This is a genomic window from Verrucomicrobiota bacterium, from assembly GCA_039192515.1.
Taxonomy (GTDB): domain Bacteria; phylum Verrucomicrobiota; class Verrucomicrobiia; order Methylacidiphilales; family JBCCWR01; genus JBCCWR01.
Map to the genome: position 1 here is coordinate 1 of JBCCXA010000018.1, position 19,292 is coordinate 19,292.

Below are 19,292 nucleotides of genomic sequence, written 5' to 3' on the forward strand. Positions count from 1 at the left end.
CGCGATCAAGAAGAAGGTCATTCTCTCAGTCTATTGCTCATTGAAGATAGCGAAAGTGACGCGGTCATCATAAAAAAACAGTTATCTACCATACCCGAAATTTCATACGTGTACCATGCTGAGTCTTTCCAGAAAACGAGACAATATCTCAAAGAGGAGCTTATAGACGTGATTTTAACTGACCTTTATCTATCGGATAGTGATGGACTTGCGACCCTATATGAACTAACTAAAATATTGGACAAGGAAGTGCCCATCATTGTGCTAAGTGGTCTCAGTGATGAAGCGGTAGCTTTGGATGCAGTCATACTAGGTGCTAAGGACTATTTATTAAAAGAAGACATTGAAACTTTAAGAGGAAGTATCTTTCACAGCCTGCACCACTCCTACATGCTCAATAGTAAAAAGGGCTTCACAGAAAAAAGCTTCTTTCTTCAGAAGTCTACAGGAGGTTTGATTTTTTTACTCAATAACGAATTATATATTGAAGAGGTCAAGGGCATCTGTAAGCAATGCTCATCTCAAATCATTGAAAATTTTGACGGTATTCATTTTTGCGATCTCTTATATGAATCTTCTATAGGGAACAAAGACTTTTTTGATCAGATAGAGGATATTAAAAAGATTCCCAATAAAGTCCTTTCATTTGAAGGCTATATCGATTGCTTCTCTAGGTCTTGCCAGCGCCATATATCCATAAATATTTCTAGAGTTGATCATAATGAAACAACGTTTCTCTGCACTGGTCTTGATATAACTAAGCCTCACAGAATCCATGTATAAAAAGTGTCTTAGATAGTAAAATTTTCTCAACAAAGCTCCGGAAAATGATGTTGCATCACTTTTTCCAACATCTCTACGGTTAAAGGTTTGCTTTCATAACCAGCCGCGTATAGATTATTCTTAGCCTTTTCAATATCCGCAGGATTCGTTGAAGTTGAAAGCATGAAGACCATGATCTTAGCTCTTTGAGCTTCCGGCAGCTCAGCATATCTTTCCAAAAATTCCCAACCATCCATTCCCGGCATATTAATATCGAGAAATACCAAGTCCGGCTGAGGAAAGTTACTCTCTTCATTTTTAGAAGATAAAAAATCTAAAGCTTCATAGCCATTTTGCACAGAGACGACTTTATCCGTCACGCCAGCCCTTTTAATCACCTTAGTATGCACATAGTTATCCTCTTCACTATCGTCAATAAGCAAGACCATGTTTAATTTTTTAGACATCATACAGAGAGTGAAGCTAACGATGCGAAGTATTGCGAGCAATAGAAAACCTAAAGTTACTGCCCCTACCCAACTCTGAGTCTACCCAAATGCGCCCTCCATGGAACTCAGTAATCTTTCTGCAATGAGCTAAACCTATACCAGATCCTTCATACTTGCTTTGAGAATGGAGCCTTTTAAATATTTGGAATATTTTTTCTTGGGACTCTGAAGAAATACCAATTCCATTATCCTTTACCGAGAAAATCCAATGCGTTTGATCACTAGTGGATGAAATACTGACGATCACCCCATGGTCATTTTGGCGGAACTTAATAGCATTCGATAGCAGATTTTGGAATAGCAAGCGTAGCATCGACCGGTCTCCCGTAACTTTAGGAAGGTCATATATCTGTATCATAGCTTTCTGGCTTTCAATCGTTGCGCTCATGTCCTCAGAGACCTCATCTACAAGCATGTTACAATCAATCTCTTCTAGACGTAAATTTTTGCCAAGTCTGGAGTAATCCAATAAAGCTTGAATCAAATGACTCATACGATTTGAAGCACGGGTAAGAAATTCTAAATAAGTTACGGCTTCACCTTCGAGCTTATCTCCATATTCTACCGCTAATAGCTCGGAAAAATTTTTAATGGAACGCAATGGCTCTTGTAAATCATGAGAGGCTATGTAAGCAAATTGCTCTAACTCCTTATTGCTTTCGAGTAACTTCACTTGAATCTCTTTTAGCGGTGTAATATCTATATGACTACCAACCATACGAACGGGCCTTCCCTCCCTATCCCATTCGATGACTTTTCCTCGACAAAAAACCCATACAATACTGCCATCTTTGTGAAAGTACCTCACCTCATTATGAAACGGCACCTCTCCCTTGCTTGTAACATGTTGGTCAAAGAGTTCAAAGACACCCGGCAAATCATCTGGGTAGATAATTTTCTGCCAAGAAGAAGGGTGATTTTCCATTTCGTGATCTTCATAGCCAAACATTCTTTTAAAAGCAGGGCTCAGATACTCTTGGTCATCTTGGATGAACCAGTCCCAATATCCTGCTAATGTTCCCTCTAATACCGCTTCAAAGGCAGCATTTTTAGATAAATATTTTTTTTCTGCCCTTTTTCTTTCCGTGATATCCACACAAGTTGATGAGCTATGCAGAATTTTCCCTTCACTATCCTTCACAGCAGCTACCTTTAAAACAACAGGAATGCCTCTTCCATCCTTATGCTTTAGGCTTAGTTCCTTGTCTACTAGTTTGCCTTCTCGCCTAAATGTCTCAAATGCTTTCCGAGCTTCCTCTAGGCATTCTTCACCATAAATACTAAAGATCTTTTTGCCGATTAAGTCTTCTTTTGCATGATACCCTAATTTGTGAACAAGCATGTTATTGCAATTGATGATTTTAGCAGTCTCAGGATCTAAGTTCATATGCATAACAGGGGATTCTTCATAAAGAGTTTTGTATTTTTTTTCGCTTAACTCTAATTTTGTAGAGAGTTCTTTGCTGAAAGTGATATCCTCAAAAATAAGAAGAAAATAGCCATGACCACCTTGCTTTAGCGACTTGGCAGTTAACCTGCACCAAATGGTTGAACCTCTCTTTGTTAGACAACGACATTCGGAAACAAAATCGTTCAATGCGCCTGACAACCATTGATCACATAAATTCTGTAGATCACCTTTTTCATCTTGCTCAATAGAATCAGTTATAAAGCGAGAATTTAAAACCTGATGATCTGACTCGAATAAGGTCTCATAAGCATGGTTGGTGAACAGCCGCTTTCCATGACTGTCAAATAGATTTACAGCTATGGGCAAATGATCATAAGAATCAGCCAGTGCTTCTAGATATTGTGAGCATTTCCCTGACTGATTACTGTTCTCATTCAACATATTTACTTGAAGTAGTGATGCAAAAATAACTAATAACTTATCTGATTGTAAACAACTAAGTCTATCCAGGGAGTAGATTGCAGGTTTAGTGCTATTTACTGCTTATGCAAAAATGCGCAGCCTCTTTGCCAGTAGCTAAATTCACTATGTACTTAGTCAGAATTGGCTGAGAGTTAAAAAGAATTTAATCCAACAATCCCTATCAATTTATAAAACACGTTAATCTTTCAAAATACGATTGGTCCCATTAAGGTTTTTCATATAAGACCTAGACTTTTTAATAATGCTATTCGATTTGGCTCTCACTGAAATGCCTCTAATCATTGCTTCTAGGGCCCATCCAAATTGCTCATTTTCTGTATAATCACCAATAAAACGTGTATCAAATTCTTGGTAGGTGATCTGCAGTGTAGGAATCGCCATCACACGAAATACCTCCGCAAGATCAGGCTCTTGTTCTACGACGACAACCACTATCTTGTAGGGGATACGGAGATGATACTCACAAAACATGGATAACCGACTGATGAGCCAATCGGAATTGGTAGTGTCTTTGGAGATAAACATCCGTATTTGGCACTCTTCATCCATCGCTTTCCAAAGATATAGGGCAGGCTAGACAAGGCAAATAGAATTTGCCAGCAGCGTTGTTAACTACCCGTGCTGTGAAACTCAAAAACGCTTACCCCTTACATAGAATCTTTAAATAGACCGTCCATGCGATCAATTTCGCTATCACTCATATGAATAGGATTACCAGCAAGAATACCTGTTACATTCCGAAACGGTTTTCCCACATGCATTCCACTATTATCAATCGTAAACTCCCGAATCTGTTTATCATGCATAGAGCCACGCATTTTCAGAACCGTTAAACCACGTCTCATCTCTCCGTTCACTTCTACGTACCTCAGGAGAATGATGGAATCCGTTAAGGTTGAAATATGGGTTTCGGTAATGGAAGAGCCCCCGAGTAAGGAGGAAGTTGTTGAAGTAAAAAGCCCAGCTATCTCCTCGTGCTTAATAAAAGATGTTAATCCAATAATAAATTCTCGAAAAGCCTTTTGTGTAGAAGTTCTTTCTAGCGCTGAGAGACTGTCCACAGCCACCCGGGTTGGTTTAAAAGATTCAACTTCATTCTTAATTTCTAGCAAGTGATCCTCTAAACCAGAGGTCTCTGGATATTTGCAAACCACTTTTAGCTTACCCTCTTGCTCTAGCTGAGCATAATTAATTCCCCATCCTTCGGCATTTCGGTAGAGCTGCTCTCGGCTTTCCTCAAAAGCAAGCAATAGGCAACGGTCTCCTTCATTCGGGCAAGCTCCCGCGAAGTGAGTTGCGGTTAAAGTTTTACCCGTTCCAGTGGCTCCCGATACCAGAATAATGGAATCTCGGAAATAACCACCACAGCACATATCATCAATCACATCTATACCCGAAGAAATGCGCACAGCAGAGGATCTCTGTTTCAACTCTATGCCAGAGAGAGGCAAAATCACAATTCCTTGTTTAGGAGTGATAGTAAAAGGCCATTCACCCTTTTGGTGCTTAGTCCCTCTGAATTTTAAAATCTCAATGGTCCTCCTTCGTTTTTCCTCTTCCAAAACATTGCGAAAAATAATCACATTGTCGGCAACAAACTCTTCCACCCCAAAACGAGAAATCTCTCCGTATTCTTGACTTCTTTCCGCGGTAAGAATGGAAGTCACATTAAATTCTTTTAGGGCATGGCTGATTCTAAATAGTTCCTGGCGAACAATACGCGCATTGGAAAGTTGATTGAAAATGGCTCCAAGCGAATCGAGCGAAACACGCTTGGCATCTATTTTTTTGATCGCATTTTCGATTCTAGCCAACAAAGCGCCTAGGTCGTAATTTCCGGATTCCACAACATGTTGACCAGGCACAGGGGAAGCGTCCACAAATAGCCATTTACCTTCTTTTTCCCACTGGGCGATATTCCAACCAAAGGTGGCCATATTCGTCCTGATGTCTTTTGCCGACTCCTCAAAAGTAACAAAAACTCCTGTTTCACCGCTATTTGTAATGCCTTCAGCTAAAAACTGGGAGGCAAATACAGTTTTAGCGCTCCCGGCAGTCCCCGACACTAAGGTCGTTCTTCCTTGGGGAATTCCTCCATGGGATATGAGATCTAGTCCCGGAATATGAGTCACATGTTTATCAACTACCATAAATTATATAGATTTCTCCCCTTTCTGTGTTTTTGATCTAGCTAATAGTAATAAAATAAAATTATTCAGAGGATCTGAGATCAAGCCCTACTAATACCTTTTCTACACTTGATAAATCTCCAATGATTCTTTTAAGTGGGGGTGGTAGCTCTTTAATGAGAGTTGGGGTCGCTAAGATTCGCTCATCTTCAGCTAATTGTGGTTTTTCAAAAATATCAATAATTTCCAACTCATACTGACCGTCTAATTCCTTCTCACAGACTTCGCGAATATTTGCAGCAGCTTTCTCAGAATTTGACGTTACTCCTGCTACATATAACCTCAGTTTGAGCTTATTCTTATTATCCTGCACGCCAGTATGTTTAGTTCTTTCTCAAAAAATATTCAATAGAAACTTTTAAATCATGCGAAATGGCCGTTACTTGTACCCAATGAATTGGTTCGATAGAAAAGGACTAACTGACCAAGCAGTTGAATGAGACAATATTTTCCCTCTTCCATATAGACATTATTCTTGATTTCATTGAAGGACTGCTTTCTCTTAATGGCCGCAGTGTGAATACGAATAACATCTCTGGGTGTTCCTTTAAGAAAGCCTATTTGTTCTGCAAGGTCTGTTAAAGACTCGGATAAATCAGCCTCTACTTTATAAGCCCTGATCTCGATAGCCAAATCCAATACATCTGCATAGCGATCAATAAGAGCTTCCCACTCTTGAGGAGCTGAATGGTGTAACTCGGGCATTCCATAGGCTTTGGCAGTGACGGAAACATCTTTTTCTTCTGATAAATGTCTCAACCTAACAAAGCTTTTTTCCTTTAACTGAAGCTCGCGAGCTTGGTCTTTTTGCCTCTGCATAGCAGCCCGTTGTGAAGCATAAAGAATCGAACGAATGAGGGCTTGTGAGTTAATTGTATTTTTGAGGAGGTAGTCTTGAGCACCTCTTTTTAAACACTCTACAGCTGTTTCTTGGTTCTCTAAGCCTGATAAAACAATAATGGGAATCGATTGCATGCATTCATAGATTTTATCAAACGTATCTACTCCATGGATATCAGGTAAAGATAGGTCAAGAAGCACGAGATCAAATTTTCCCTCCACAAACATCTCCAATGCCTCTCGAGCTAATTCTGCTTTATGAAGCTTAAAATCTTGGTCAAATGGATAAACTGTCTGCTTATTGTAAAGATATTTTTCAATAATCTTTTGGTCAGCGGGGTTATCCTCAATTACTAATATATGAAACATTTGGCTCTCTATTTCTATGTCGTAAGATAGTCATTCGTTGCTACTCTGGTCAAATATATTTAAACTAACTAAAGAGGTCTTCTAAAGAAAAAATTAGGCTCATTCATTAAATAGATATTAACCTCACTTAATGATATACTACATTTGAATAGAAATCACTTATCTATCATTTTTTTAATTAATGAATTAAAATATCATTGATTATTATAAATTGTTTATCATTTCTTTAGGTGTATGGCCGAACTAGTTCCTAAGTTATAGACCTCATTCTGTTGGGTAGGATATGGAAATTTATACCATCGGCCGATCACGCCATATGGGATTGGGAAATTAAGACGCAAACCTTTCTCTTCAGTGAAAAACTGGTTTATATTTTGAGATACATCCAAAAAAATTCAGGAGCTTGCTCCCAATAAACTTGAGAGACTGATTCATCCAAAAGACTTATCCTCCATGCAAAAAGCTCTGGATAGCTAACCAGCTCTTATGAATCCGAGCACTGCATGCTGACTCGTTCAGGTGAATGGATTTGAATTTTTGAAACAGGTAAAATAGTCGAAACCGATAGACTTCAACGAGCTGTAAGATTTACGGGTATCTGCTAAAACATCACAAAGCGGAAAGTTAAGACCGAGGAAGATTTAAAGGCTTTCAAATTGGAAGTCTTGGGGCTCTTGGCAAGAGGAATCGCTCACGATCTTAATAACATCCTTACGGCAATCAATCTAAACATTGAAAGTGTCATGAAGGATTACCTTACCCAGAAAGAACAGAAAGAAGTTCTCCAAGAAAGCCAAGAAACTTCCCTAAGAGCAAAAGAACAATCCAAAAGGCTGCTCGCTTTTTCGAAGGGCGGTAATTCGGATCCTTAGATTATCAATCTAGGACTAGTAGTAGTGGATGCGGTTGACTTCGCCTTACGCGACACCATGCTCAAAGCTGTTTAAAATTCAAGGTCACTTACCTTCTGTTCTCCTAGACGTTAGACAATTCCAGCAAGTCATTGATAACATAGCTATTAATGCCTGAGAGGCCAGTCCAGAGGGGAGTAAATTCATCGTCCAGATAGATAAAGTCCTCTTAAAGCATCATCAAGTTTCTCATTTAGTTAAGGGGGAATACCTCAAGCTTAGCTTTACCGATGAGGGCAGTGGCCTATTCACACGGACACTATGCAAAATCTTTGACCCTTACTACACAACGAAATCTTACGGCAACGGTATTGGTCTAGCCACTTGTTATGCTGTGATTAATAAGCATAATGGTTGTATTCAGGTTGAGTCTCAAATTGGTAAGGGTTCCACTTTCACGGTTTATCTACCTACCACGGAGCTATCACCCATCATTCCTGAGGCTAATGCCCCTGATTTAGAATCAAGACCCGCCAAAATACTTCTCATTGACGACGAAAAGGCCATTCCTGTCGGTTTGGAACACACCTTAGGAAAAGAAGATTATATCATCCACTCAACAGATAGCGGCCATGACGGGATAGATGCGGTTTTTCTGTGACATTAATCCTATCTAAATGATAAACGTCAAAAGTGATGGGACACAGGCTATTTAGCTTTCCTATCAGGATGCTCTGGTTTTCAAGGGAGCCATAGTAAAAAAACTTGATGTAACACGCGCCCATAAACAATTAGATAAATAGACTAGCCCCCCAACAACTGACGGTTACTCCTTTTTCTGCAAGGTTCCAAGAACAATGGATTTTTTCACATTATAAAATTAAAGATCTGCTCATTCGGGACGATTCTTAAGGTCCATTATATCAATCTACTATTAAACGATTATGCCTTTAAATACCAATCTAGATGCGGCCAAAGGGTTCCTTTCTTTAGGTATGCTTGATGAAGCTCTCACTCAACTTGAGGAACTACCCAGTCGTCATAAAGATGACTCTGCTGTCTCCTGTCTAAATATCGAAATTCACCTCAGAAAGGAGTCCCATGAGATAGCCTTTACTCTATTGGATGAATTTAGGAATAAATACGGTGAAAATGAAATGTGGCATCTCTTTAAAGCACGTTTACATGCAAAGCGAGGTGAAAAGGAGATTGCCAAAGATCATGTGAGACTTGTTTCAGAAATGACTGCGGAGTGCTATAATCAAATCATTGAATGCCAAGAACTCAAGTCTATATGGCAACCATAAAGTCATTTAGCAAGTTAAGCATTTTCGCCTCATAGCCTTTACGGGAGAAAACTTTCCTATTGCCATCTACCAGATCTCTTTGCCATATTGTCCCATATGCATTTATTCTTTAAGTATTTGCTTGTAGTTATTGTTATCACTTGCCTTCAGACAAAGAGTTATGCCACCAAGCCTTACCGAAGCAAGCTCATTGCCGAAGTTCATAAACTTCATGATCAATCTCAGCAGGGTGATAAAGATGCCACTAAACTGCTGGTAGGAAAACTTGAGCAACTGACCCAAAAAGATCCTAAGCACCATTTAATGCAAGCGTACCTAGGCAGCGCCTACACCCTAGCTAGCCGCGACGCCTTCCCCGGGCCTAATAAAATCAATTTGCTAAAAAAAGGATTAAAGAAGATGGACCAAGCCGTTGAGGCAGTTCCTAAAGATGTGTTTGTTCGTTTTATACGAGCTGTCAACAACTATCACTTGCCTACCTTTATTAATAGGCGAGATAATGCACGCGCTGATTTTGAGGTATTGCTCGAAACAATTCGTTCGAAACCCAAAGCCTATACCGCTGATATTCGCCAAGCTATCCATTACTATGCCGGCTTATCATACAAGCAACTCAAAAGAGAAGAAGATGCCAAAGAATCATGGGTAGAAGGTGTTCATATTCTAGCAACATCCGACCTTGCTAAGAAAATGAACGCTCAACTCTCAAAGCTGTAATGCCTTGAAGAAACATTTAGCTCTATCAGCCCCCCAACCTACTCTTCCCGGCCGTACTCTTATTTCCTCACGCCGCATTCAAAAACGGATTAAAGAGCTGGCAGAGGAAATCCAAAAGCATTATCGTAGAAAACCACTGACACTCATTGCACTCCTCCATGGCAGCATTTTTTTCCTAACTGACTTAGTCCGTTATTTGCCCTATCATGTGCAAATTGAGTGCTGGAATATCTCTAGTTACGAGAACAAAAGGTCAACCGGAATCGTCAAAGGCTTAGAATACCACAAAAGTGATTACAGCAAACGCCATGTATTATTAATTGACGACATCCTGGACACAGGTCTTACCCTATTTAAAACTATCTCACACCTCAATGGCCTGGGTGCTAAAGATGTGAAGTCTTGTGTTCTCTTGGTCAAAAAAATTGAACGTCCGTACCCAGTCATGCCAACTTGGTGGGGTTTTGAAATTCCCAATCAATTTGTCGTAGGCTACGGACTAGACCTGAACGACAAATACCGCCCACTCCCCATGATTCGAACGATAGATTAAAAGATAACTAATAAGTGAGAGATAGAGGACAGCTCTGCTTCATTTGCAACGCAGTATTTCCTATCTGCTTTATTATAAGACTTAATAACTTCTTTTAGTAAGGGCCGACAATGAAGATACGGCCTTGAGGGTCTTTCATCTTCTTCCCGGGAGCAGCCCCACGAACATTTAGCTTCGTGCCATCATAAGGATTGATAACCACGCCAGGATTATTAGGATCACGTTGTGCTTCAGGATAGGCAATGTTTCCTTCATTAGCAGCATTAGCTCCTGCACCTATGAGGGCTCCGCCAGCAGCACCAGCTAATGCACCGATAGCAGCACCTTCTCCACCCCCAACAAGAGCACCAATTCCAGCACCAGTTCCTGCACCCACGGCAGATGAACCAACAACAGTGCCAGTGCCGGGCGAGGTTGAGTTACAAGAAGAGAAAACGGCTAGAATAGCCACCAAAGAAAGCGGAGTAATTTGTTTCAACATACTAAGAACCTTATTCTTTACATCTTTAGACAATAGTCTAGCAAAAACGGTTCAATATTCTTTTCAGAATTTATGAGACAAGCATCAAGCCAATCACCTGTTAAGTGAATAAAGACTAAAAGTATCCAAATAGAATAGATCCCACCAGCACGAGAAGAATCAATCCTAGGATTTAAAAGCCCCTCGCCTATGCCAGAGCTTTGACAAGTGTTTTATATTGAACCTAGTATCAACCATAAGTGAGATTACGTTACACATTACCGGCATTCTGCCTGTTATCGCTTATCATTGCTATCATTGGAATCCAAGTCATTCTTCAGAAAATATCAGATATCCCAACCGATGCTCTTACGGCAACACAGCAAAAGACCCAAGAACTTCTCTCCAAAACATCCGAGTTATTTGAAGAGATACTGCAAGTGCAGCCTAAGATCATCATGAACCAAGAAGTCATTCAAAAACAATCTGCACCCATTACTGAACTGGCCATGATCGAACAAGAATTTACCTTTACTTACGAATGGAAGCATCGCTGGCTGACCAGCACAAAAAAAATGAAACTTACTTCATCATTTAGAGCAAAGGCAGGCTTTGACCTACAAGAATCCTTCCAATTGCTTTATGACCAAGAATCACAATCCGTCACTGCCTCATTACCTGCAGCCAAGCTTTTGAGCATCGAGCAAATTGGCATGATCGATAGCCATAATGAGCATGGCTGGATTAACCGCATTCAAGAATCGGAAAGAGAGGAGGTTCTCAATCTTTTTTTACAAGCTGCACGCATGCACGCCAATCAAACCGATCTAGCTTGGCAAGCCGAAGAACAAATCACACAACAACTTAAAGAACTTGCCCAACAGCAAAACATTCCCATCTCTCTTAACTTTGGCCATATTGAAGGCAATCTCCCCAGCACTAAATTTTAGATGAGAGCCCTTGATGCGAAATTCATTGTTATAGATTTTGAAACCACTGGTACTGTTCAGAATCTGCCATCCGAACCTTGGCAAATAGGCTATGTGTGCGTGGAAGATGGTAGCATTGATCCGCAAAAGTCCTTTATGAGCCACCTAAAAATAGGTAATAGACCTTTTCACCCGCGTGCTCCTGGTAATTACCACCAGCTACGTGACCAACTAGAGATGTCCCCTACTCTTACCTCTTTATGGCCTCAACTCTCTCCCACCTTAGGAAATCTTCCACTTGCTGCCCACAATATCTCAGTTGAACGGAATATTCTTACCCAATACATACCACTGCATCAACTAGGCCCTTGGATTGATACCCTGCAACTTGCACGAAAAGCTTTACCCAACCTAAAATCTTATGCCCTAGAAGATTTGTCCCAGGCATTAGAGCTGACTTCAGATTTAAAAAAACTCTGCCCGGAACTTGCTCCCCATGATGCCCTCTATGATGCCTCCGCCTCCGCATTACTCCTTCTTTTCATTCTCAAGCAAGATGGTTGGCAAGACTGTTCTCTAGAATACTTATCCCAGCTATCTACACGTAATTCATCAAATGGCTAGTGCATACAAAAAGCAGTGTTGAAGACAGATGATATCATAGAAGTTGAGCAAGATGCCTAAAAGCTTAGAGCATTTTTTAATTCATTTTAAAAATCCATTTGTCCTACCCCAGTTCAAACGGGGTATCCGGAAGATTGAATTATTCATAGAGTTTTCTATCGGATTGATCCCCCTGATATCAACACGGATCCAAGCACCAAGTCATTACACAGATCTCAAGAGGCTTTCAGCGGTGAAACAAGAGCGTAATAGGTTAGATTAGGCCGGTTGCCTATTCACGAGAAAATGCAAAAAGTTACAAGAAAAGAGAGTCGACTAAGTTATATCAGTGGATGATCTCTCTAGGAGACTCTATGTTTCCTGGGCCCAAGATCTTAGCTCGATCTTTATCTCTGTGGCATGATGGTAGCTAAACTTGGAATCGCTCCGAGTTACAGCGTCACACTTCCTGGACTCCAATTATTGGTTCATCACATCACGAAAAAAATCATTTCCCACAAATAAATAAAATAGTTGACTCCAATAGTTGTTGCTTATCGGGTCCAGTTGTCAGCATTTTTTTATGGGTTTGGTAGAGTTTTTCTACAGCAGCAAACCATTTTTTTGAAGGCTGATGACGCGCTTGTTGCGTGATACGTTGCAATCGGAAGGGGTTTGGCTTAGCTCCTTTCTTAGTCGTTGGCAAAAGATCTTCACCTTCTGGAGTAATCACAACATTCGTATAGCGCCCATTTTGTTCAAGGCGCAATTTACCTGTCTCAAACAAATGCATGCACAAGGCAGCTAGCCTGATGTGCCGGCTGAGTAGAATTAAAACACCCACCTCACTCTCACCCTGGCGCATCAGTTGTTTGAGAATCAATAAGGCCTCAGTAGAATTGCCCAACGTGACGGCATCGCACAAATCCCAAATCAGTAACTCTCGATTGCCAGAAACAATATGACGCAAATCACTCTCTGTAATCCTTGAGTCTGGATGAGCATACAGAGCAAGCTTTTCTATTTCCATTTGTAAAGCCCGCTTATCATTGCCCAAGAGCTCCACCAAACGCTCCGCAACCTCATGGGGAGCCTGCAAGCCTTCTCGCTCCAACATCTTGAGCACTTCTTTTACCCAGACAGCTTCACTTCGAGGATTATTAATATCAGGACGATCTAATAATTCGATAAGACCAAGCTTCTGAAACTTTTTGTAAAACGCTTTTCTCTTATCAATACCGATAGCTGTAATCACTAGCCTTGCTTCATGGGGAGCTGTATCCTTGGCAACTTCTAAGAGCTTTTCGAGACGCTTTTTAACTTCCTCACTCCTAGAGGTCACGGTATCTGCCACAAAATTACAATGCCTCAAATGAACCAACTTACTGCCACCTAAAAAGGAAAGGGTCAACATGGACTCAATAGCCTGCTCAAGTTTTCGACAAGCGTCGTCTACATTCTCAGCGTCTCCCGCTACAACCTCTAAATTCATCTCATCCTCAGGTTTCAAAGCCTCCACCAAAACTTTACCCCTCTCCTTGATGGCAAATTCATCATCCCCAGACACTAATATATGTTTCGCTTTCAGCTTGCTCTCGCTCATGAATGTAATGCTATGGTACACCCCTATGGAACACTTATGGGCCCCTTGGCGCAATCAATATGTTGAAGGAAAGAAAGTCCGCTCCGAGCATCTCTTTTATGAAATTGGGCAATCTACGGAAGATGAAAAGCATCATGTCATCTACCGTTCCAAGAGCTGCTATGCACTGCTTAACAAGTACCCCTATAATTCTGGCCACTTGATGGTAATCCCTTACCAGGAGATTAGCTGCTTGCAAGAGCTTTCAGAATCTGAACTTTTAGACCTATGGGCCACGGTCAACGAAATGACTCAACTGCTCAAGGATGCTTATCAGCCTCACGGTTTCAACGTTGGCATCAATATGGGACTCGGATCTGGAGCTGGATTCCCCCAGCATTTACACGTCCATGTTGTCCCTAGATGGAAAGACGATGCTAATTTTCTCACCACGACAGCAGAAACCCGCGTGCACCCGCACGATCTAGACGTCGTCTACAAAACTCTCAAAAAGGCTTTACAAAAGGAAATCTGATCCGCACGCTGCTTCGCCCAATGAAGCCACATCTTAAAAAAAAGATACGCATAGGCCTACCCAAAGGTAGTCTCCAGGACAGCACCTTAAAGCTTTTCCAAAAGGCTGGCTACCGCATTGTTCTCTCTAGCAGATCTTACAAACCGAATATCGACGACCCGGATCTCGAAATTAGACTCCTTAGAGCACAAGAAATTGCAAGATACGTGGAACAAGGCTTTTTAGATATTGGTCTCACAGGTAAAGACTGGGTTCATGAGACTAATTCTAAGGTCGAAGTGCTATGCGATCTTCCTTTTAGTAAAGCGACCAGTGCTCCTGCTCGCTGGGTTCTGGTGGTCCCGGAGCAATCAAAAATCAAGAAGCCCACTGATTTACAAGGCAAACGAATTGCTACAGAAGCTGTTCATATGACTAAAAGTTACCTGCGTAAGCATAAAATCAAAGCCGCAGTAGAGTTTTCATGGGGCGCCACCGAAGTTAAAGTCCCCGAGTTGGTCGATGCCATAGTCGATATCACTGAGACGGGTTCCTCACTACGGGCCAACAAATTAAGAATCGTTGACACACTCATTGAATCTTACCCTCAGCTCATCGCCAACAAACAAATTATCCAGAAGCCAGCGGTGAAGAAGAAGATAGATACCATGATTCTACTCCTAAAAGGAGCCATGGAAGCCCGTAACAAAGTGGGCCTAAAAATGAATCTCCCTGAAAAACAATTAAAAGATATACTTAAAAAGCTTCCGGCCCTACGTAATCCGACAGTAGCCCATTTAGCTGACTCTAGCTGGGTTGCTATTGAAACTGTCATTGATGAGCACGTTGTCCGTGAGATTATACCCCAGCTCAAAGAACACGGAGCGGAGGGAATTATCGAATATCCATTAAATAAGGTTGTCTATTAAGAAAAAATCGCTTTAATAAAGCGCTCTCATTATGGGATCAATTAAAAAGAAACGTAAAACAAAGATTGCAAAGCATAAACGCAAAAAACGCATGAAGGCAAATCGCCACAAGAAGCGTTTGCGTTACAAGTCTTAATCCAGTAAATTTAAGGGGTGGTTCAATATATCATTACCCTATTAATTGCTTCAGGGGCATCTGTTCTCACTGCGGCTGTTGATGGTAATGCGGGACAAACCTCTGATAGCATCATTGGGTCAGGACAAGTTCAGACTTCCGAGCAATTACACAAAAGCACGTCGAAGGCACCTTCTAGACGCACCTCAGAGGAACGTCGAGACCTTGCTGAAGCCCTTGCTAATTTTGCTATGGGTCGGCAAGCCGAGGAAAGGGGAAAATTTGCTGACGCACTCAAATACTATGAGCAAGCTGCCGTTTTAGATAAGGAATTTGACCAAATCCCTATCCGTCAAGCGCTCGTACATTTACGTAAACAAAACATCCAAAAAGCCGTCACGCTTCTTCAAGAGCATCTAGAAATCTCTCCAAACTCACCAGATTTCCACTCTCTTCTCGCTTATTGTTATACACTTAAAGGTGACTTCACTCAGGCGATGTCTCATGCTAGAGACGCACTAGCAGGTGATCCCTCACTTATCGCAAATTACCCCATCATCGTCGAAGGGCTTACCCTTCAAGGTAAAAATGAGGAAATTGGTGACCTCCTTCAGCAAGCTAAAGATACCGAGTCAGATGATGCTGGCCTTTATCTTCGTTTGGGTCAAATGTGGCTAAAAATACTGAGCAACTCGAACAGAAACATCACCAAAACAGAGCACTATCAAAAGGTCTTACCCCTATTTAATAAGGCGCTTGAAATCAATCCCGATCACTCTGACTTGCTGGTTAATGTTGCAGAAATTTCTTTTCGTGCTGGAGAATACGACCGCGCTATTGAGCTGTATGAAAAGATATTATCTCAAAAAGAAAATTCACCCAACGTTCTCGAACACCTTGCCATTGCATTCCTCGCAACTGACAACCAGCAGCGTGCCATTGAGGTGCTTGAGAAAATCTTAGAGATAAAACCTCAGCATACGGTGCTCTACCCTATGTTGGCCGAACTCCACCTAAAGCAAAATAACTTAGAAAAAGCTGAGGATTACTATCATCTATGCACGTTGATGAACGACCCGGACCCGCGATTTTATGTGCAGCTTTTACAGATTCAGCTAGATCGCAAAGATTATGAAAAAACGCTCGAAACAGTCCTTAAGGCTGAAAAGCTTTTCCCGAACATTACCAACTTCAAGCTTATAAGAGCGCAGGTAATTATCTTACAAAAAAACTACATTAAAGCTGAAGAATTACTCAGTGAAATAGAAAATGAAGCCTTGAGTCGCAACCCTAAGTTACTGACACAAGGTTTTTACCTGGAATATGCCTCTATTGCAGAGAAGAATAAAAACTACCGCACTGCTGAACGGCTATTGCGTAAACTTATCGACCTAAACCCTGATGATCATCAAGCACTCAACTTTTTGGGTTATATGTGGGCCGAGCTCGGCATCAACCTCGCCGAGGCCGAGGCTATGATTGTTAAGGCGCTTAGCTTTCAGCCTAATAATCCAGCTTACCTCGATAGCCTGGGCTGGGTTTATTATAAGATGGAAGAATATGACGAAGCTATTGCTTATCTAAAAAAATCCATCAAATATATGGAACCCAATGTCGACCCCGTCATTTACGATCACTTGGGAGATGCTTATGAAAGGACGGGCCAAATTCACCTGGCAATTGAAACTTGGCAAAAAGCCCTCCCCCAAGCTTCGGACCTCAAAGAAGCTCTAAGCTCCAAGATAGAAAGAGTCTCCAAGGCTTTATCCCAGCAAGTAAGAAGTGACGCTGAGCCTTCAAAAAGTCAGTAAAACATCGATCAATAGACTCGGGGGATACTCTAAAGAGCTTTTTTTCTCCATTCTGTCGCGTGCATTTTCTTATAAATTAGCAACTGTGTTTCGTACGAGCTGTCCATTATCTGAGTTCATCAGTAAAAGCCTCTAGTTGAGACCTGAAATTAGCCTCATAATACCTGGATCAGGACTGATATCGGAGAATCAATCCCGTGAAAAAAACTATGAATACTTGGATCTCCGGGAGACCTCGATTGAACTGGATTATGATAAATAAGGGATATTTAAATTTGATTCAAAAATACTCTAAATCGCGATAACCTTTGTGTAATGACCCCTTTAGGCTTACCCGATGAACTCATTAAACGCATGCATGCTCAAGGCATTTTCGAGGATGATCTTGAGGAGGTTTTTGCACGCTCCTCAGGACCTGGAGGTCAGAACGTTAACAAGGTCTCTACATCGGTCACTTTAAAACATCTTCCCACAAGTGTGGTGATTCGGGTGCAAACTTCTCGCTCACAAAGTACGAATCGGCGCCTTGCTCGCGAGCGCTTAGTCACGTTTTTCGAGAAAAAGAGGGAGAAAGGCAAGCTCAATCGTCAAGCCCAACAGCGCCGCAAGCGTATTGCCAAAGCAAAAAGACCAAAAAACGTTCAGGAACAAATTCTCAAGCAAAAGAAGCGACGCTCCATCATCAAGCGCCTCAGAAAAGTTACAACTAACGATTGGTAAAAACCAAAATGATGCAATAAAAGTTGAACGAGATGCGTAAGAGCTTAAGCCACCGTGAAAAGTGCTGCGTTCTTGGATGCTCCCGTTTAAACAAAGTAGGACAAAACCAAAAGGAGTTTGGAGTTTTTACTTTTAGTCAGACAATGCCTCCGAGATAAAAGCACCCGATATTGTTCCAGGACCTCCAGAACCGGTAAAAATAGTGGCTCCATCATCAAAACTAACATTAAATAATGTTAACCCTCCAGGGAGGACAGCAAATGAGCTATATTGTCCTGTCTCTGTAGTAAATGTGCCAGAGGATGAAACTGGGAAGACAACATTTTCTAACACGATACTTCTCGCTGTAATGTTAGTAACGAGGCCTGCCCCAAGAAATTGTGAATTTTTGATAGCTATATCAGATACTGCATCAAAGTTAAACTCAGGTGCCATGAAAGTGGTGCCATCGAAGCTCATAGTGCTCACAGAGGCAAATTGCACATCCCCTGCGTGTTCAAACTTAACAGCAGTCGAATGGATCTCACCGACAGCGCCGAACACAAGCTCACCTTGATACCCTTCTGTTGTTCCAAAAGAATTGAAAATAATATCACCTGAGGCGGCAAAAGCGATAGCTGTCTGTTCACTGAAAGGAGAAAGATCTAGGCCCTGAGTCTCGAAGGTAATGTGATTCCCAATAACATGCTGTCCCATTACATCAATAACGGAGGTATCGATATCGATATCCGGATTATCTGCTATTTGCGCGTCTATAAAATTCTTTACCGCTTCCGCATCTTGTAAAAAGCTTTCATCAATCATGGTCCCAGAAATAAGTATATTTCTTGCCAGTGGGTTACCAAACAAGCCTTGCTCAAATCCGGTCTGATTCGATTGATTGAGCACCAGGAGCTCAAAGGAAGCATCCGACTTGGCATCCCCTATCTCAACATCTCCCGTCTCTGCTTTCCCATCCGTAATGTCTTGTTGCTGTTGTCCAGCTGCTTCTTCAATTTTGTTCATCGAGCTGATATCATTGGAAAAGCCATTGAGTAATTGGGAGCCCTGGATATTACGTGATAGGTCAAATTCGATAATTGGACCAAGCCTTTTTCTCCCAGGTATCACAAAGGTCATATTGCCTGCTCTTAGAGTTTTCGCTAAGCCCCCAGGTAGTTTTACTTTTGCCTTGCCCTCTAAGACTAGAAGCTTAAAGCCTCCATTAGAAGTAGTGCCAACTCCAATAGTTGTTCCCAAGATAGATGCGGTAACGCCAGCAGTCTGAATAGTCCCGCCTCCACGTCCCTTTGGTGTATGTAAAATAACCGAACCTTGTTTTAAATTTATAGTCCTTCTATCCTGGGAGAAAGACATTTTGGTATTAGATCCGATACGCGTTACCGTTTCATCAGTAAATTTTAATTCTGCTCGGGATTTAACACCTGTAGATACCAAATCCGGAGCCTTCAAAAGATCCTGTTCCTTAGCCTTACTCTTTTGAGTCAGAGTTGTGCTATCCACGACTCGAACATCATTTAAAACATGGGTAAAGATAGCTTCATCAAACTTGCCTTTGGCAGCATGAACTTGATTCACCAATGTGAGTACTAAGAAGCAACCATGAAAAACAATACGGATCTTTGGTTTAATCAACAT

General features: G+C 41.4%; 22 protein-coding genes. 13 read left to right on the plus strand and 9 right to left on the minus strand.

Annotated elements, in window-relative coordinates:
• Nucleotides 1–783, plus strand: a 783-nt coding sequence (locus tag AAGA18_09260) for a response regulator (GenBank protein ID MEM9445527.1), incomplete at its 5' end; no start/stop codon positions are given.
• A gap of 26 nt (nucleotides 784–809) precedes the next feature.
• Here the strand turns inward: AAGA18_09260 and AAGA18_09265 are convergent.
• From AAGA18_09265 to AAGA18_09290, 6 genes are all read right to left on the minus strand, one after another.
• Complete coding sequence (locus AAGA18_09265) at nucleotides 810–1,232, minus strand: response regulator (GenBank protein ID MEM9445528.1); 423 nt, start codon at nucleotides 1,230–1,232, stop codon at nucleotides 810–812.
• Between the two features lie 13 nt (nucleotides 1,233–1,245).
• Entirely contained in the window at nucleotides 1,246–3,123 is a 1,878-nt protein-coding gene (locus AAGA18_09270) for a PAS domain S-box protein (GenBank protein ID MEM9445529.1), read from the minus strand.
• Between the two features lie 219 nt (nucleotides 3,124–3,342).
• Nucleotides 3,343–3,714 carry a circadian clock KaiB family protein gene (locus AAGA18_09275; protein ID MEM9445530.1) on the minus strand — a complete coding sequence of 124 codons (372 nt, stop codon included), beginning with the start codon at nucleotides 3,712–3,714 and terminating at the stop codon, nucleotides 3,343–3,345.
• Nucleotides 3,715–3,812: 98 nt separating this feature from the next.
• Nucleotides 3,813–5,315, minus strand: coding sequence for a circadian clock protein KaiC (gene kaiC / locus AAGA18_09280; protein ID MEM9445531.1), 1,503 nt, complete (start codon nucleotides 5,313–5,315; stop codon nucleotides 3,813–3,815).
• Between the two features lie 61 nt (nucleotides 5,316–5,376).
• A complete protein-coding gene (locus tag AAGA18_09285; GenBank protein MEM9445532.1) occupies nucleotides 5,377–5,667 on the minus strand; it encodes a circadian clock KaiB family protein in 291 nt (96 codons plus the stop codon).
• A gap of 50 nt (nucleotides 5,668–5,717) precedes the next feature.
• Nucleotides 5,718–6,563 (minus strand): response regulator, encoded by an 846-nt coding sequence (locus AAGA18_09290; protein ID MEM9445533.1) that lies wholly within the window; start codon nucleotides 6,561–6,563, stop codon nucleotides 5,718–5,720.
• Between the two features lie 674 nt (nucleotides 6,564–7,237).
• Between AAGA18_09290 and AAGA18_09295 the strand changes: the two genes are divergently transcribed.
• The 5 genes from AAGA18_09295 (at nucleotide 7,238) to hpt (ending at nucleotide 9,991) form a co-directional block, all read left to right on the plus strand.
• Nucleotides 7,238–7,435: a histidine kinase dimerization/phospho-acceptor domain-containing protein gene (locus tag AAGA18_09295; protein MEM9445534.1), complete on the plus strand. Its 198-nt coding sequence runs from the start codon at nucleotides 7,238–7,240 to the stop codon at nucleotides 7,433–7,435.
• A 193-nt stretch (nucleotides 7,436–7,628) separates the two neighbouring features.
• A complete protein-coding gene (locus tag AAGA18_09300) occupies nucleotides 7,629–8,075 on the plus strand; it encodes an ATP-binding protein (protein ID MEM9445535.1) in 447 nt (148 codons plus the stop codon).
• Between the two features lie 283 nt (nucleotides 8,076–8,358).
• Complete coding sequence (locus tag AAGA18_09305; protein ID MEM9445536.1) at nucleotides 8,359–8,721, plus strand: hypothetical protein; 363 nt, start codon at nucleotides 8,359–8,361, stop codon at nucleotides 8,719–8,721.
• Nucleotides 8,722–8,817: 96 nt separating this feature from the next.
• The gene (locus tag AAGA18_09310; protein MEM9445537.1) at nucleotides 8,818–9,438 is read left to right on the plus strand and encodes a hypothetical protein; all 621 of its coding nucleotides are present in this window, start codon (nucleotides 8,818–8,820) and stop codon (nucleotides 9,436–9,438) included.
• A 4-nt stretch (nucleotides 9,439–9,442) separates the two neighbouring features.
• Nucleotides 9,443–9,991, plus strand: a complete 549-nt coding sequence (gene hpt, locus AAGA18_09315) for a hypoxanthine phosphoribosyltransferase (GenBank protein ID MEM9445538.1) — start codon at nucleotides 9,443–9,445, stop codon at nucleotides 9,989–9,991.
• A gap of 94 nt (nucleotides 9,992–10,085) precedes the next feature.
• On the opposite strand, the gene AAGA18_09320 is transcribed toward hpt, so the two are convergent.
• Nucleotides 10,086–10,472, minus strand: a complete 387-nt coding sequence (locus AAGA18_09320) for a hypothetical protein (GenBank protein MEM9445539.1) — start codon at nucleotides 10,470–10,472, stop codon at nucleotides 10,086–10,088.
• Nucleotides 10,473–10,711: 239 nt separating this feature from the next.
• On the opposite strand from AAGA18_09320, the gene AAGA18_09325 reads away from it, so the two are divergent.
• Together AAGA18_09325 and AAGA18_09330 are read left to right on the plus strand one after the other, a co-directional pair.
• Nucleotides 10,712–11,401 (plus strand): DUF4230 domain-containing protein, encoded by a 690-nt coding sequence (locus tag AAGA18_09325; GenBank protein MEM9445540.1) that lies wholly within the window; start codon nucleotides 10,712–10,714, stop codon nucleotides 11,399–11,401.
• Entirely contained in the window at nucleotides 11,402–12,004 is a 603-nt protein-coding gene (locus AAGA18_09330; protein ID MEM9445541.1) for an exonuclease domain-containing protein, read from the plus strand.
• 487 nt (nucleotides 12,005–12,491) lie between these two features.
• On the opposite strand, the gene holA is transcribed toward AAGA18_09330, so the two are convergent.
• Nucleotides 12,492–13,586: a DNA polymerase III subunit delta gene (gene holA, locus AAGA18_09335; GenBank protein MEM9445542.1), complete on the minus strand. Its 1,095-nt coding sequence runs from the start codon at nucleotides 13,584–13,586 to the stop codon at nucleotides 12,492–12,494.
• 25 nt (nucleotides 13,587–13,611) lie between these two features.
• Between holA and AAGA18_09340 the strand changes: the two genes are divergently transcribed.
• The 5 genes from AAGA18_09340 to AAGA18_09360 all read left to right on the plus strand — a co-directional run bounded on the left by AAGA18_09340 (nucleotide 13,612) and on the right by AAGA18_09360 (nucleotide 17,654).
• Nucleotides 13,612–14,100: an HIT domain-containing protein gene (locus AAGA18_09340; GenBank protein MEM9445543.1), complete on the plus strand. Its 489-nt coding sequence runs from the start codon at nucleotides 13,612–13,614 to the stop codon at nucleotides 14,098–14,100.
• 20 nt (nucleotides 14,101–14,120) lie between these two features.
• The gene (hisG, locus tag AAGA18_09345; protein ID MEM9445544.1) at nucleotides 14,121–15,008 is read left to right on the plus strand and encodes an ATP phosphoribosyltransferase; all 888 of its coding nucleotides are present in this window, start codon (nucleotides 14,121–14,123) and stop codon (nucleotides 15,006–15,008) included.
• A 31-nt stretch (nucleotides 15,009–15,039) separates the two neighbouring features.
• Nucleotides 15,040–15,144, plus strand: coding sequence for an AURKAIP1/COX24 domain-containing protein (locus tag AAGA18_09350; GenBank protein MEM9445545.1), 105 nt, complete (start codon nucleotides 15,040–15,042; stop codon nucleotides 15,142–15,144).
• 17 nt (nucleotides 15,145–15,161) lie between these two features.
• Nucleotides 15,162–16,934 carry a tetratricopeptide repeat protein gene (locus AAGA18_09355; GenBank protein ID MEM9445546.1) on the plus strand — a complete coding sequence of 591 codons (1,773 nt, stop codon included), beginning with the start codon at nucleotides 15,162–15,164 and terminating at the stop codon, nucleotides 16,932–16,934.
• A gap of 315 nt (nucleotides 16,935–17,249) precedes the next feature.
• On the plus strand, nucleotides 17,250–17,654 hold the full coding sequence (locus AAGA18_09360) for a peptide chain release factor-like protein (GenBank protein MEM9445547.1): 405 nt from the start codon (nucleotides 17,250–17,252) through the stop codon (nucleotides 17,652–17,654).
• Between the two features lie 132 nt (nucleotides 17,655–17,786).
• Here AAGA18_09360 and AAGA18_09365 read toward each other — a convergent pair whose 3' ends face one another.
• Nucleotides 17,787–19,292: a FecR family protein gene (locus AAGA18_09365; protein MEM9445548.1), complete on the minus strand. Its 1,506-nt coding sequence runs from the start codon at nucleotides 19,290–19,292 to the stop codon at nucleotides 17,787–17,789.

Coding starts and splice junctions, on each gene's coding strand:
- AAGA18_09265 (MEM9445528.1), bottom strand. CDS start 1,232: ATGATGTCTAAAAAATTAAACATGGTCTTGCTTATTGACGATAGTGAA.
- AAGA18_09270 (MEM9445529.1), bottom strand. CDS start 3,123: ATGTTGAATGAGAACAGTAATCAGTCAGGGAAATGCTCACAATATCTA.
- AAGA18_09275 (MEM9445530.1), bottom strand. CDS start 3,714: ATGGATGAAGAGTGCCAAATACGGATGTTTATCTCCAAAGACACTACC.
- kaiC (MEM9445531.1), bottom strand. CDS start 5,315: ATGGTAGTTGATAAACATGTGACTCATATTCCGGGACTAGATCTCATA.
- AAGA18_09290 (MEM9445533.1), bottom strand. CDS start 6,563: ATGTTTCATATATTAGTAATTGAGGATAACCCCGCTGACCAAAAGATT.
- AAGA18_09305 (MEM9445536.1), top strand. CDS start 8,359: ATGCCTTTAAATACCAATCTAGATGCGGCCAAAGGGTTCCTTTCTTTA.
- AAGA18_09310 (MEM9445537.1), top strand. CDS start 8,818: ATGCATTTATTCTTTAAGTATTTGCTTGTAGTTATTGTTATCACTTGC.
- AAGA18_09320 (MEM9445539.1), bottom strand. CDS start 10,472: ATGTTGAAACAAATTACTCCGCTTTCTTTGGTGGCTATTCTAGCCGTT.
- AAGA18_09330 (MEM9445541.1), top strand. CDS start 11,402: ATGAGAGCCCTTGATGCGAAATTCATTGTTATAGATTTTGAAACCACT.
- holA (MEM9445542.1), bottom strand. CDS start 13,586: ATGAGCGAGAGCAAGCTGAAAGCGAAACATATATTAGTGTCTGGGGAT.
- AAGA18_09340 (MEM9445543.1), top strand. CDS start 13,612: ATGGAACACTTATGGGCCCCTTGGCGCAATCAATATGTTGAAGGAAAG.
- hisG (MEM9445544.1), top strand. CDS start 14,121: ATGAAGCCACATCTTAAAAAAAAGATACGCATAGGCCTACCCAAAGGT.
- AAGA18_09350 (MEM9445545.1), top strand. CDS start 15,040: ATGGGATCAATTAAAAAGAAACGTAAAACAAAGATTGCAAAGCATAAA.
- AAGA18_09360 (MEM9445547.1), top strand. CDS start 17,250: ATGACCCCTTTAGGCTTACCCGATGAACTCATTAAACGCATGCATGCT.
- AAGA18_09365 (MEM9445548.1), bottom strand. CDS start 19,292: ATGTTGATTAAACCAAAGATCCGTATTGTTTTTCATGGTTGCTTCTTA.